This window comes from Bradyrhizobium sp. Kon56, from assembly GCF_055807635.1.
Window position 1 is genome coordinate 1 of the sequence record NZ_JBVVOU010000659.1, and the last position, 233, is coordinate 233.

Genomic DNA, 233 nt, shown 5'->3' on the forward strand with positions numbered 1-233 from the left:
CGACGCTTCCCCACCCGGTCATCGCCACAGCCGGCAAGCAATCATCGAATTTCTTCATTTCGGCCAGCAGTTGCAGCCCTTCCACGCCTGACGTCGTGTCCTTGCGAAAATTCATGTCCATCAACACCAGATCAACGGGCCTCGCATACAAATGCGCAAGCAGGCGATCAGCGTGGGTTTCCATCGTCACGTCGTAGCCGTGCATGCGTAGCAGGATATCGAGGCTGGTCAGG

Annotated in this window: 1 pseudogene; it reads right to left on the reverse strand. The window is 57.1% G+C overall.

Going from position 1 to position 233, the window contains the following annotated elements:
• Nucleotides 1–233 (reverse strand): annotated as a pseudogene (locus AC0L3B_RS40420) (hypothetical protein); the annotation flags it as partial.